This is a genomic window from Alkalihalobacillus deserti, assembly GCF_020734105.1.
In the GTDB taxonomy this organism is placed as follows: Bacteria; Bacillota; Bacilli; order Bacillales; family Bacillaceae_D; genus Halalkalibacter; species Halalkalibacter deserti.
The window spans coordinates 33055-47246 of record NZ_JAJAFR010000007.1 but is presented as its reverse complement, the minus strand read 5'-3'; the positions used below and the strand labels follow the sequence as shown (position 1 = coordinate 47246).

General features: G+C 36.7%; 11 protein-coding genes and 3 pseudogenes. 2 read left to right on the top strand and 12 right to left on the bottom strand.

Annotated elements, in window-relative coordinates:
- Positions 1-33: 33 nt before the first annotated feature.
- The 3 genes and pseudogenes from LDX58_RS14635 to tnpA all read right to left on the bottom strand — a co-directional run bounded on the left by LDX58_RS14635 (position 34) and on the right by tnpA (position 3904).
- The gene (locus tag LDX58_RS14635; protein WP_227937573.1) at positions 34-753 is read right to left on the bottom strand and encodes a gamma-glutamyl-gamma-aminobutyrate hydrolase family protein; all 720 of its coding nucleotides are present in this window, start codon (positions 751-753) and stop codon (positions 34-36) included.
- Positions 754-1987: 1234 nt separating this feature from the next.
- Positions 1988-3040, bottom strand: coding sequence for a tetraprenyl-beta-curcumene synthase family protein (locus LDX58_RS14630; RefSeq protein ID WP_227937572.1), 1053 nt, complete (start codon positions 3038-3040; stop codon positions 1988-1990).
- Positions 3041-3470: 430 nt separating this feature from the next.
- Positions 3471-3904 (bottom strand): annotated as a pseudogene (tnpA, locus tag LDX58_RS14625) (IS200/IS605 family transposase).
- Between the two features lie 262 nt (positions 3905-4166).
- Between tnpA and LDX58_RS14620 the strand changes: the two are divergent.
- Positions 4167-4592 carry a hypothetical protein gene (locus LDX58_RS14620; protein ID WP_227937571.1) on the top strand — a complete coding sequence of 142 codons (426 nt, stop codon included), beginning with the start codon at positions 4167-4169 and terminating at the stop codon, positions 4590-4592.
- A 551-nt stretch (positions 4593-5143) separates the two neighbouring features.
- Here the strand turns inward: LDX58_RS14620 and LDX58_RS14615 are convergent.
- The 9 genes and pseudogenes from LDX58_RS14615 to LDX58_RS14570 all read right to left on the bottom strand — a co-directional run bounded on the left by LDX58_RS14615 (position 5144) and on the right by LDX58_RS14570 (position 13686).
- Positions 5144-5689: a CBO0543 family protein gene (locus LDX58_RS14615; protein ID WP_227937570.1), complete on the bottom strand. Its 546-nt coding sequence runs from the start codon at positions 5687-5689 to the stop codon at positions 5144-5146.
- 632 nt (positions 5690-6321) lie between these two features.
- Positions 6322-6453 (bottom strand): annotated as a pseudogene (locus LDX58_RS14605) (family 1 glycosylhydrolase); the annotation flags it as partial.
- 88 nt (positions 6454-6541) lie between these two features.
- The gene (locus tag LDX58_RS14600) at positions 6542-7246 is read right to left on the bottom strand and encodes an OmpA family protein (RefSeq protein ID WP_227937569.1); all 705 of its coding nucleotides are present in this window, start codon (positions 7244-7246) and stop codon (positions 6542-6544) included.
- The gene (locus LDX58_RS14595) at positions 7239-9065 is read right to left on the bottom strand and encodes a MotA/TolQ/ExbB proton channel family protein (protein ID WP_227937568.1); all 1827 of its coding nucleotides are present in this window, start codon (positions 9063-9065) and stop codon (positions 7239-7241) included. Before LDX58_RS14595 ends, LDX58_RS14600 begins: the two co-directional genes overlap by 8 nt.
- A 400-nt stretch (positions 9066-9465) precedes the next feature.
- Positions 9466-10506: a FecCD family ABC transporter permease gene (locus LDX58_RS14590; protein WP_227937567.1), complete on the bottom strand. Its 1041-nt coding sequence runs from the start codon at positions 10504-10506 to the stop codon at positions 9466-9468.
- Positions 10499-11394 (bottom strand): annotated as a pseudogene (locus LDX58_RS14585) (FecCD family ABC transporter permease). Before LDX58_RS14585 ends, LDX58_RS14590 begins: the two are co-directional and overlap by 8 nt.
- Positions 11395-11604: 210 nt before the next feature.
- Positions 11605-12645, bottom strand: a complete 1041-nt coding sequence (locus LDX58_RS14580; RefSeq protein ID WP_227937566.1) for an ABC transporter substrate-binding protein — start codon at positions 12643-12645, stop codon at positions 11605-11607.
- Between the two features lie 145 nt (positions 12646-12790).
- Positions 12791-13342 (bottom strand): nitroreductase family protein, encoded by a 552-nt coding sequence (locus tag LDX58_RS14575; RefSeq protein ID WP_227937565.1) that lies wholly within the window; start codon positions 13340-13342, stop codon positions 12791-12793.
- Positions 13343-13548: 206 nt separating this feature from the next.
- Entirely contained in the window at positions 13549-13686 is a 138-nt protein-coding gene (locus LDX58_RS14570; RefSeq protein ID WP_227937564.1) for a hypothetical protein, read from the bottom strand.
- Positions 13687-13833: 147 nt separating this feature from the next.
- Here LDX58_RS14570 and LDX58_RS14565 point away from each other — a divergent pair, with 147 nt between their 5' ends.
- Positions 13834-14004: a phosphatase PAP2 family protein gene (locus LDX58_RS14565; protein WP_227937563.1), complete on the top strand. Its 171-nt coding sequence runs from the start codon at positions 13834-13836 to the stop codon at positions 14002-14004.
- The last annotated feature ends 188 nt before the right edge of the window (positions 14005-14192 follow it).

The window sequence follows — 14192 nt, the reverse complement described above, 5'->3', positions numbered from 1 at the left end:
TATCTCTTTGATTAGAACATACCTAATGAATTATCATCTGCACTCATTGATAAATGCTTCAAAAAGAAGTTGCATGGTCGGATCTTCACTAGCCATTTCTTCAGGATGCCATTGGACTCCCCACATAACTGGAGATTCAGGAATTCCCTCAACAGCTTCAACTGTACCATCTGGAGCTACCGCTATTTCTTTAAGATTAGATCCAAGCTTATCAATAGCCTGATGGTGCATGCTGTTTACTCGAATCGTAGATTTATGTAGTAATTTATATAACCAGCTATTTTCATTAATTTGAATGGAATGGGTGGGTTCTGGTCTTGCTGCTTTTTGATTATGATTGACCGCGTTAGGGTTGTGTGATGGAATATCCTGTACAAGGGTTCCTCCTAAAGCGACGTTTAACATTGTATTCCCTCTACAAATTCCTAAGATCGGCTTTTTCTTTTGTTTAGCTTGTTTTACGAGTGCTATTTCTAATTTGTCGCGCTTTTCATGCGTCTGTTTTAATTTGGGATCTGGGTTTTTATTAAATGAATGTGGATCAACGTCCTCTCCGCTAGTCAATATAATGCCATCACAGATGGAAGCCCATTCTTCAGCCATCTCATCTGTACCGCTTGGAATGATGAGCGGGATTCCTCCAGCTTTTTTAACTGATAGAACAAACCTTTGATGCAAATTCACACTCGGAATATTGTTGTGGTTAACAATTGAACTAGTCATTCCTATGACAGGTTTCTTAAGATTTTTCAAAGGTTATCTCTCCTAATGTACTTCTTCATTTTTGTTCAGTAAGCTTTAAGCAATGAGCGGAACCGTTGCTTTGTTTTAAAGCTTGCTATGAGTGGGTTTCTCATAGTAGGGGCGCAACGTGTGGAACCATTGCTGCTTCCTCGAATTTGCTAAAAGGGACTTTTTCAGTGTCCTCAAAAACCAGTTTTTTTCAGTGGCCTCTAATTACTTTTGTCTATTTCGAGCTAAAAAATACCCTGTTAACCTTAAGATATAGAATCAACTCATATTTAAAATTAATAAAAAGAAAACAACTTCAAATCCTAACCCTAATGGCTACACACATGTGCTCACTAAGTGTAATACTAAAGAAGCTGGTATCATTGGCGAGATAAGACCCTATCCTTGATTCAAGAGTCTTAGTTGTAAGACTTAGAGATTTTGTCCAAATTAAAACAAAGGAATGTAAGTCCTACTAAAAATATAATCCCATCAAACATGATGTTTAGGTGTTCATAATTTATCGTAGTTACCGTCACTCTTCGGTAGCTTGGAGGATGAAATGTTCGGATGTTCCGAGTACTCGTAGCTACCTACAATGCAAAAAACAGTGGGTTACCTTTTGGATATAACCTTGGCCTGACCTTCAAGAGAAAAAGGACATGGAGTTCTCTTTGAATACATAAGGCCCAAAAAGGCTGTCAAGAAACACCGCAAATCGCTTTAGTATATAGTGGGTTTTGAAAACCAAAAATAACCCCTTTAAAAGAAAAAGTGGTTTAAACATAGAGATAGTTGGAGACGGCACGTAAATATAGTCTGTCTCTAAAAAGGGATAGTGGTCCATTAATTAAGCGTCATTGCGTTGCAGCTTCCTACACCTCGATCATACCGAGGCCGCTGAAAAAGGTACGGTTTTCACCTTTTTTCAGTGGTCTCACCATACCAAGGGGAGCCTTTCTATTCAAACCTCAAATTTCTTCCTTACAGGAATGCTCCTTTATCGATATTGCTTAAGATAAACACCTCATTTTCCAAGTCTAATATCCAAATTATACGTAAAAAGGGAATTAATCTATTGCTTGTCTTAGTATAACTCGAGAGGAGAGATAGGCGAAAAGAGCTTTTATTTGGTTCCATCTGGTGAAACCTCATTGAGTCACCCTCATACATACCCCTCATCTCCCTAAACTAAGGCAATTTCGTTTATCATTTCTTTTGAATGTTATAATCGGATGAAAATAAATGTTTTTTCTTAGGTTCTGCGGAACACCCAACTATTCAAATAAAAGAACATGGTAGGTAAGCCTCCAAATCGAATGAACCGTTTCGCGGTTCTTTTTAACTCTTTATGCCCTTGAACTTTTTCATCGGCTAAATATAAAGCTAAAAGACCTTTGTTTATAAGTTGATGAAACTTCGAATCGGGCAGAGTTCGAATACTCTCTTCTGCTTTTTCTTTTACATACTTTATTCTTTCAACCATTTTTTCTTTATTATCATAGTAAGTAATAAAGTTCAGGTCACCCTCTATCCGATCTTCTTCTTGATCAATAAAATAATCAAGCATGATATGAAGACCTTGAATCCAAGGGAAATATCCGCTTTTTAATAAGTTTACACGTTCTGGTTCCATCATCCCATTTGAAGCATATGCTGCAATACAAAAAATTCCTAGTGTGGATCCTGCGCAGGCAGAAAATTCATACCATGTCATATCAGGCAATTCATGCTTATGCCCTTCATGCCAACTTTCTAGTAATTCCACACGTTGTTCTTTGCTCACATGTTTATATACCTGTAAATCACAATAGTACCCTGCCAATTTCCTCATCGCATTCTGGACGTTATTAAAACCAGGGAGATCATTAAGAACATCCTGACAAGTAGACACAAGAGAGGCTAAATATCCTCCATCATCCTGATCCTTCCGGTAGCGATAAAAATTTATTGTATTCTCTCCAGGAGACAAGGCGTGGTACATCGCTTTATGCAACTCCCGAAAGTCTCTTTCCTCTAAGGATGTGCTCCTATCACACAGATTATCTAGATAGTCACTAATCGTTTGGTAAGCAACAATAAAACGAATGATCTTATTTCGGTTTCCGCCTGCCAACAATCCGTAAACAGCACCGCCCTCACAATGGAATGCCTTATCATTTATACTAGCGAGTGCTTGCTCACGTAGTTCCTTATTTGGAATAGCTTTTGCCTTTTCCCTCCATTCGTTTAAATAATAATGAGCGTCTGGAAGTACTTCACGGTAAATCTTAAATAATAATGTCCATGGGGTAGTAGGTACTCTCAAGTGTTTAACCTCCTGGGTAGAAGTAATTTAAAGTTGATTTCTATCATGCTATTTAAAAAGGATCCAATTCCGATCTTGAACTACTATTAATAGCCAGATTTATTAGATGTTAAATTATCTAGCATATTATCCCTCCATTTAGGTAGAAACAATATATTTATTGTTTACATTATTAGGATACTCATACCACATTTCCACAAAAAGGCGATCTTTACTTAGCAGCTATTAAGACCTCCTCATGAGTATCGAAAAAAGAGTCTATGTGAATACATGGCTCACTAACCCTTGATTCTACCTTTTATTAATTCTTAAACGACCACCTGCTAAAGCAGGTGGATTTGGACATAATATGTCTAGACTAAAGTCGTTTCTTAAGACTGAAGTCATCTTAAATCCTATATACTTAAGCACACTAAAAATTTGACTAAACTCATTCTTCAATCGTGAATATGTCTTTCTTTTCTTCATTGAATTGGTTCGCAATATAATTTCTAATTGTTTCTTCTTCTACTGTTCCTACTGTGGCACAAAAATAGCCCCTTGCCCATAAGCGCTGGCCCTAATATTTCTTTTTCAATTCAGCAAATTGATCCTGGAGAAGCCTTAATGTTCTTCCTTTTAGGTACTGCAAAGATTATACTTGGAGCAAGGCTCGGTGGACATGATAACAGTAAGTGGATGTGATCTTTTCCAACACTTCATTGCAAGATTGAAATTCCTCTTGCTTCACACCCTTGCTTGATTAATTCTCGTGTTCTTACGGCAAATCGGACCCCGTACCACCTTATATCTATATTTTGTTACCCAGATTACATGAAACTTGATGTCAAAGACTGCATGACTATTCTTCTTATATCCGTCCATACTTTCACCTCACACCTTAAGTATGGACATCGAAGGATAAGGCTAAAAGCGTATACCGTCTAAAGACGGTATAGTTAGACCACGCATTTGGAAATTAAACTAGCTTCGAAACCAATCAATGATTTGAAATGGGAAAATTATCTTCATGTCTTAGGTGGCGGGTTTAAGGCTTCTCCATATAGTGGCTTTAGGACATGCTCTAGAAGCAATTCGATATACAAGTGCGACTATTAACCCTCTATCCGATATTAAGGTTTAACAAGTGAAAGTTCAGGGAATAGAAATACGTATAACCATTATGGGAGTGAAAACGGTGTTCGAAAAAGATAATTGGAAAGTGGTTTGGCAAGGAATTGAATATAATATAGCCGTTAAAGAGCGATTAGAAAACCTTCAAGTTTTAAGAAGAAACAATGATGACTACTTCATCGCAATGGTTGAGAATCCTATTTCAGATGTAAAAGTGAAGGAACTAGGATTAAAATATCAACATATTTATTTTATATATACATATCAAGAGTACGAGTACGAATATTATCGAGTGGTTTGCTATAGAAATAAAAAAATCGTTACCTCAGATACTACGTGGTTAAGTCTCATGGATGTACTGAAATATTTGTATAAAGGCTTTGGATTTAATCTTAAAGATGAATACGAAGTAATAAACGAAAGTGTAACGGACACTTAACCAACTATTTTAGAAAAACGTTCTACCGCACACTGAAAAGCGAAAAAGGGCTATACCGTTTTACACGTGTTAAATAGAAATAGGGGCGGGAAACTCAGACCCTCCCATACCATCACATGTACAATTCCGTAAACGGCGGTTCCCAATACTTCTTAGAGTGCTTTTGAATAGATACATGGTTAAAATCCCACTTCTATTATTCATTAAACTCCGCCTTTAATAGAACTTATTATCAGATCTTCATATTCTTTTCTATTTGGAAACAAAACCTCTTCTTTGCTAAGCACATTTTTTCACATTAAAACAAATACGAACTGAATCTGTCGGAAATCCTAAAAAAACTTCGAGGAAAATAAATCAGAAACCGTAACCTTTAGATCTTCCACCACGGTAGTTATCTCATTTTGGTTTAGTTGTATTATTACTCTTTTTAACGATAACACCATATTCGTTGCATCTCAGAATTCATTAAGTAAAAAAATCAAGATAATCAATTTCAATTTATCATGCAAGGCCAGTGGGTCAGGAACTTAATCCTGGTACATTAAAATTCAGTCAAAATTACGATACGATTTACCATTAAACATTTTATGAGAAATCAAATAGATAATAAAATAAAAAGTAAAGGAGTAGATATGCCTCCACCCTGTTGGCTGGTAAAAATTAATCCAGGTAAAAAATGGTTCTGCAATATAGGCAGCTAATCCTGCAAATAATAACGCTTTTAGATAATGGTTAATTTTTGGCTTAAATTGAAGAAATGCCAAAACTGTTACTGGCATTAGGGTAGTATCCCACGGAAAAAATGCAGGAATCAAAGGTAAAGGTGCATGTAAATAGTACCATAACCCCAATTGGACACCAATAGAATCTAATAAAGTCGAAATGAACATAACAAAAAAACCAACCGATAATAATCTCAACGTACTCTCTTTTCTTCTATATTTAATCCATAAAATCCAAGGGACAATACTGAGGCTTACTCCTATCCACCATTGCCAAGAAAACAACACACTATCAGCCCATATTGTAAATTTTTCAACAGTTTGTTCGCTTACGTCTTGATATAGTTCTTTAATATCTTCGGGCTTATGCACTTTCTCACCCCTTGTTAGTCTTGCTTTTTAGAATCCTTTGTTACCATTCACTTTATTCGAGCTTGTTCAAGGAAGACCGCTCTTTTGAACCTGTAGTATCCTCTCTCCTAATGCGGAGTTGCAATGGCTTCACTTTTTTCTTAAGTATCATCTGTCTTTTTTCCACAAAATATGTAATTACCTATTAGCGCTGTTTGAAATCATACTGAAGACTCTTTGAAGGTTCAACAGAAGGTCCGTGCCCTCGATGCGGATTAGAAACCTTATAGGACTTTTAAACACGAAAAAGACCAACCCCGAAGGATTAGTCCTCTATTACAAACTTCTAAATAGTTTGTCAAGCTATAGTACATTCTCGTTCATCAACATTTTTTAGCTGAATTTAACTGATTCAGGTTTTTTATCAAAGCCATCTGTTACTTTTTTGACACTTAACTTGATTTTAAAGGAGCAAATCCACTAATATATGATTCAACAACATCGCCGTCCCTAATAACAACCGGCCAGGAGAACCAGTCATAATGATATCTCCTGCAAGTAACGTCATGATCTTAAAATGAAATACAACAAGATACCAAGGATTATACCTCAGCTTGGCTAAGGGCTAACGACAATTCAATAGAGTACCTAAGTTACAATAATTCCCCATTACTCTCTATCACTTTTTTATACCAATAGAATGAATCCTTACGACGTCTTTCCAATGTACCTTTCCCCTCATCATCCTTATCTATATAAACATAACCGCAACGTTTAGACATTTTTTTAGGCATTTATATATCGTTAATCTATTTTCTATTCCGACTAAACTCGGCTTTGCGGAAACGATCATCCTCTCTAGCCCAAGGTTCGTCACTTTTTAATCGTACCACCCAACAACTCCCGCGTCTTCTCCAAAATCTCTTCATCCTTCAAACGAAACTTAAATTCCACTCTCCTTGAAGCCTGATTGCTATAATTCCCTGCTTCATCAGTCCGCCCTTCCGTATAGGATCTTCCATTGACCGTTAATTTCGTTTTTAAATGTTCTTGAATGTTTTTATAAGGGAAATCCTCACTCAGGATATACTCCGCTACACTAAAAGCTCTTTGTTGCGACAGTTCTAGATTGTACAAATAGCTGCCATTTTTATCAGCATGACCTTCGATGATGATTTCTGAAATATACTCATCATACCCATTTTCGAGTAACACATCTAAATAGGCGGGGACAAACTCATCTAAGAACTCAAACGCCTCTGGCTTTAAAACAGCCGCATCAAATTCAAATAAAATATCCGTATTAAAGATCAACGCACCCGTTTTCTCATCGATCTCAATACTCAGATCCGAACCGCTAAATTCTTCATTTAAATCCTGGATGATATTGACTCTAACCCCCATAATTTGATCGATGGTTCGTTTCATTTCTTCAATTTGAAATGATTTAATGACCATCATGATAATAAAAATGAGGATAAAACAAAGGAGGATCGCCGTTAATAAATCGGTGAATGACGGCCAAAAGTGACTTTCTTCCTCTTCGCGATGAAATAACCGTTTATATTTATTAATCATTGGTTCCAACCCTTATTCGACTGCTTTGCCTAATCGGATCTTGTGAAAAGGTCTGCAGCTGACGATTCAAATATTGAATTTCTTGGCTCAACTCTTGAATGGTTTGCTGCATAAAACGGGCACTTCTTAATTGGCTTTCTTCGCTTATTTCTCCTATTTGCTTAAATTCTTTCTTCATGGCGTCATTGATATCGACTACATAATCACCAATGTTCCTACTCACCTTCTCCAATTTATCGCCAAAGCTTCCTTCTAAATTAGCGACATATTTTCCGAGCGTATCCTTTAGCACACCTACGCTTGACTCCATCTGGTTTTCTCTATGAATAAACGAATCTGTCATTTGCGTCATCGTACGATTGATTTCATTTAGTAACTGCTGATTATTCGTACCTAGTTGCTCATAGAAACGGGAAGCATCGTTCAAGTATTTCTCATAGGCCTGAGAATTAGTTGAATGAGCTTTTAAATGATTGTGAAACTCATGGTTAAATTGCTTTAGTTCGTCAAAACGGTTTGACAGAAGATTTTTGTAGTCTCCCTGTGCTCGATTAATCGTTTCTAACTCATCAGGCAGACGCTCGATGAAGTTACCAAGTTTATAAAAGTCATTTCTAAGATCACTTAAATGCGTATTAATTCCTGATAGTTTTGAGCTAACATCATCTCCAAATATCCGTTCGAATTGTTGATTGTTGTCCTTCATCGTTTTTACGAGCTGATCACTCTGTACGTTCATTCTCTCAAATGCAGCATGGATTGATTCCTGTCTCCCGGCAATGGAGGAGAAATAGTCCTTTAAATCGACAACGGAATGTTGGAACTGATTCATCGTTTCGATCTGAGAGGTTGAGAGTTCATCTATTTTTTTATACGTTTCCGTAAAAGCACTCGTCATCTTTTCATTTCTTTGATCCATCTTGTAAAAATAAGAGAATAACTGATCAAAATTCTTATTTAGCTTTTTGACCCCTTTATCAAAGCCATCTGTTACTTCTTTGACACTATCAAAAATGACCGTGAAATCCTTTAGATTCTCCGATAACCCCTCATTAAACTTTGCTAAATCCTTCGCAGATTGCTGCAAGCCAACGGTGTATTCTTGAAAACCTTCAAAGGATTGGACAATGCTTTGTAACGATTCTTGATTGCTTTCCCGAAGTTCAACAATCGAGGAATTAATCGTTTCTGATACATTAATGAGACGATTCATTGCGTCTTGTTCGGTTTCTTCTAAATAAGATTCCGTTTTTAACATAATATCCGTTAATAGATATTCCGTATTCGCTACTCGAGTAACGACTGTCATGATCAACGATAATCCCATACCGACAATACTCGTATAGAATGCGACATCAATGCCAGCAAGGACCAGCGCCACATTCTCTACTAGCTGATCCCCTGTTGCATGAATACTTCCAAGGGACATAGCAAGTCCGATGAACGTTCCTAATACACCAACTAAGATGAAAATCGATACGGTCATCTGAATCATTTTAATAAGACTTACGACCGGCACATTAAACATACACCAGCTCGAAAACTTCTTTTGAATAAATGTCTCGACTTTCACCGATTCCTGTTGATTCTTATGTTCAAATTCCGTTTGAAACGTATTGACCGGTGCAATCTCCAATGAGTTCGTTTCACTTATAAAATTACGTATTCTTCTTAATTTACTATACAAAATAAAATGAATGAAAACGGCTACGGCAAATGTGACAAACAACACCATGAAAATAAGTTCGATCAATGGATTGGATACAATCGATTGGGCTTGCTGTTCACTCGTAAAAAATGTCAAAATCGCTTCAACCATGAAAAACCCCCCTAGCCTACATAATCGGTAACTTGCCTCTTCCACCTTTGTTTATAGCTATTCAGCAGTGGGACAAATCATGCATGAAGTAGGGGGTAGTTTCTGCGCCTATCTAATTCGCCTTACAACTCTAATAAGAATGAGAACAAAAAAAGTTTGGACGATATTGACCGTTATACAATAAGAAAGAGCGTTGCTTCGTATTTACGTGGATCTTTAACAATCACACCTTCCAACCAAACAACGCCCTGATTCGCCTTTCTATTCATTCTATTAAAAAAACATTTTTTACCATATCGCCATTTATATCGTCTTCTCGTTTCCCTTGTGAATATCCCTTTTATCGTAAATAGTCAGAATATGATGTGCATCGCGACACACTAGGTTTATCCTTCTTTTTTTACATATTTCGATTTCTATATAATAAATAAATAAAAAATGGTGCACCTATTCCAGCTGTAAATACGCCTGCTGGAATATCCATTGGTAAAAAGGCTGTCCTTGCCACACCATCAGCAATGGTAACAATGACACCACCTATTAACGCTGAAGTCCATATAAGTCCGCCAAAGGATCTTCCAATTAGCATCCTGGCAATATGAGGAGCAATCAATCCAACAAAGCTTATTCCACCTGCAAACGCAACAGCAGACCCTGCTAATGCCACACTAAAAAAAAGCAAGAAAAAACGATGGAGCTGTACTTTAACACCAAGACCTGTCGCAATATCGTCACCTAATTCTTTTACATTAACAATCCTCGCGAACAAAAAAGTCAAAGGAATAAAAATGAGAATCCATGGAAGCATTAAATAAACATCCTGCCAATTGGCGCCATATAGAGAACCTGTCATCCAAAGATAGGCTTTAGTCGTAACAGCCGTTTCACTAATAACGATAAACATAGTGACGATTGCCTTCATCGCTGCTGCTATTCCAATCCCTATTAAAACCAGTCGTATAGGGGTAACACCCTTTTCCCATGACAACACATACATAATGATTGAAACAATTGCCGCTCCTAAAATGGCAGCTAAAGGGAGCCAATTAATACTAACTGTACCCATAAAGTACACGATAAATATAATTGCTCCTACCGAAGCTCCACCAGTTATCCCAATAATATCTGGAGAGGCAAGAGGGTTGCGAATAATTCCTTGTAAAATTAAGCCAGATACAGCAAGTGCAGAGCCAACCATAAAAGCAACCAGCGCCCTTGGAATTCTTAACGTATGAAGGATAAAATCGTTTTCTCCACTACCATATCCAATTAACTGTTTAATAACGGCGATTGGGGTAACAAAACTACTTCCTATTGATAAGCTAAGTATAAAGATAGATAAGGAAAATAGAGTTAGAATGACTAAAGTAATCAGTGCCTTTTTATCTAACTGAAACGAAATTGAGCCTGATTTATTCCTTACTGAAAAAAATCTAGACACCTCGTGATACCCCCTTACGTGCGATATAAATAAAAAACGGCGTTCCTATTAAAGCTGTCATTACACCAATTGGCATTTCCTGAGGCATAATAACAAATCTTGCTGCTACATCTGCTAACAGTAATAGGATTGCTCCAACTAAACCGCTAAAGGGGATCACCCATCTGTAATCAGGCCCAACCAATCCACGAACCATATGAGGGACAATTAAGCCAATAAATCCAATCGATCCAGCAACAGCTACTGACCCACCAGCTAAGAAGATAATGGCAACGCCCACAATGAGTTTAATTAAAATCGTTCGCTGGCCCAAGCTTTTAGCGACATCCTCACCTGACATAAGAATATTAATTGCTCTCCCTAGAAATAAGGTTATAAGTCCAGCACCAATCATATAAGGTAATACAGGTAAAAGCATATCCATACTTCGCCCAGCAACCGAACCAGCTAGCCAAAATAAGATCGTTTGTATTTTTTGCTCATCAATGACCAATAATCCTTGCGTAAAGGAAACAAAGAGGGCTGTTATTGCTGCACCCGCTAATACAATTTTAATAGGAGATAGTCCATCTTTTCCTATAGAACCAAGAAAATAGACTAGTACCCCAGCAACCCCTGCTCCTAAAAAAGCTATCCACATATAACTGACCAATGAATCAACGAAAAGAAGGTCACAGAAAAAACAATAAAAAATAAAGCACCAGCATTTATTCCAAGAATATCCGGAGCTGCTAGAGGATTTCTTGTTAATGCTTGCATTAATGCCCCAGAAATAGCTAGACTTGCTCCTATCACAGTAGCAATCACTGCTCTCGAAGTACGAGATGTTGCAATAATTACATGTTCAGCAATTGATTCATCGTAGTTTAGAAAAGCATCGATTGCCATCGTTATTGGAATCGGTGTTTTTCCAAGTACAATACTTAAGCTAAAAGATATGATAAATAAACAAATAATGATTAATAAAATCACCATTTTTGGTACTCTGGAAAGTAAATTGCTCATTTTCTTCCTCTCTCTGCTACATTACTTAAATGAAAATAAAAACAAGAAAGGGGGGAGAGTTTATTTCCCCTCCTATCCTTTCTTCACTGTAGCCTATTTTTCTAGTTCAAATCGATCATAAATATCATCTAACATTAAATTAGCTGAAATGATTCCACCAGCCATATTCCATGTAACCTCATCTACCGTATAAACTTTGTCAGCTTTGACAGCATCAAGATTTTTCCAAAGTGGATGACTCGTCCACTCTTCATAGTTTTTTTGTACTACTTCCTCTTCACCCATGAACATATAAAATACATCTGCATTCATTTCCGTAATGCTTTCTTTATCCGTTAACTTGATTCCCCACTCTTCTCCTTGCTGATTTTCAGGACGAGAAAAGCCTAACTCAGCTAAAATCGAGCCTGCAAAACCAGTAAAGTAAATACGAGCATGGTCTTCTCTAAAGTTTAGAATCGATACGTTAAGTGGCCACTCGTCTCCTAACTTCTCTTGAACCTTCGTTTGGAAATCAGCTACTCGAGCATCCCAGTCAGAAAGTAGTTCGTTCGCTTTCTCTTCTTGGTTCATTGCTTGCCCCATTAATTCAACTGTCTCTTTAAATTCAAATACTGTTTCGTGGGAGACTGTTGGCGCAATTTGCGATAATTGCTCATAAACTTCTTCATGACGTAACTTTGAAGCAATAATTAAATCAGGCTTTAATTTTGCAATTTCTTCCAAGTTAGGTTGAGTTTCTAAACCAACAATTGGAACACCTTCTAAATCATCTCTTAGATATTTATAGATTGGTTGCTCTAACCAAGACTCTACAACCCCTACTGGTGTAACACCTAATGCTACAGCAGCATCAGTAGCACCTTGATATAAAGTAACAATTTTCTTCGGAGTTCCTTCGATCGTTGTTGTTCCCATTGCATGAGTTATTTCTCGTACATGTGTCTCTGCAACTTGTTCCTCTTCAGTTTCTGTTTCTTCTTGTTGTTCTGTTTGTTCCGTATCATTCTCACTTGTATCTTCTCCCTCAGTTGCTTGATTTCCACAACCAGCTAAGAAAATGACAAAAGTTAACATGATAGCAAGTAAAGAAAATGAATATTTTCTTTTTAATGAGTATGTAATAGTCGACATCTGTTCTTTCTCTCCTTTAGTCTTATTATGATAATGATAATCTTTATCATCGAAAGACTGAATTATACACAGAACATTTTATACAGTCAATATATCTTTTATCGATTTATTTGATGTAAAACTTGTATCAATTACCATTATACCCCTACCCAAAAACAGTAAATTTCTCTTGAACTGCTGTACGTGGTCTTGATTCAGGAACTCCCTCAAAAAAGCCCATATGTAAAAAACCAACAATCTTTTCTCCTGGTACTACTCCTAAAAGATCACGTACCTTTGGATCATAGATATGAGGATTTGTTTTCCAGACAACACCTAATTTCTGCTCCCATGCAAGTAATTGGAAGTTTTGAATTAGGCAGCTAACAGCACCAAAATCCTCTTCCCATTGTTTTTGGCGAGGATCTTCTTTCATCATAATGATAAGAAATGCACTTGGTTGACTAAAATAATTTCTTCGATTTTCTTGCATTTCCTTAGGAAACGTTTTCACTAATTTGTCAACAAATGATTCCTTCTTATCTGTTGGTACAAAGAGAAAACGCCAAGGCTCTCTCAATCCATGGTTTGGTGCCCAAACAGCATCGTTTAATAATTCTAGAATGAGCTCTTGCGAAACACCTTTATCTGTATAACCACTTTTAATGGAGCGACGTTCACGGATCACTTTTGCTAGTATCGATTTGCTTTGTTCCATCATATACTCCTTTTTCAGCATCGCTGAATTTTTTTATGTTAACGCTATCTTTTTCTTCTGAACATGATACTCATAGTCTTATGTATTTCCTACTCCATCATCAGTCACTTGCCGTTATTTCTATATCATACAAACCACAACAAGAACATTGATCATTATCATTGAATGATTCATCTTCAGCCATTTCTTTTATAAAACCACACCAATTACAATACATGATCTAGATTCATTCCCCTCCCTCGTTCAAAAAGTTCTTTATATTTATTTGTTACTTCCATAAACAACTTTTCTTTCCCTAAATCTAGTGCTTGATCACTCTGCATTTCCTTCAGTTGTTCTGCCATTTTCAAACTTATGGGAACAACATTGTTAAATAAAAAATAGTGAGAATGAACAGGCAGTGTACATTTAGAAACCAGTACTAATCTAACTCCTTCTACTTGAGAATGAGTTTCAATTGCATAAGTTTAAGTTAACAGTATTGATAATCATTGTCAATAGAATATGTTGATTTTCTAGCAGCTTTTTTAATACCACTTGCTAGCTTAATTGGATTTTCAAGAATGTATTTAGGCTTACATTACCCAACTGATTGCATCATTGGTGCGGTTCTGGGATTGATAAGTTCCATCATGATTGTGTATATCACAACACTTTTATAAGGTTGGTGGTCGCACTGCCTGCCACCACCTGAGAATTGTTAGTTTAGTCGACTTGACAGCTAAGTGGATTATTTTTGTCCTATAGTCCTCCTAAAAGGGTCGTTCTATTACTTGACAGTTGATGTTTATTCATTAACTGTCTCTTTTAGTTATTTTTAAACTGAACTATACACTGTTACTATTGAGTC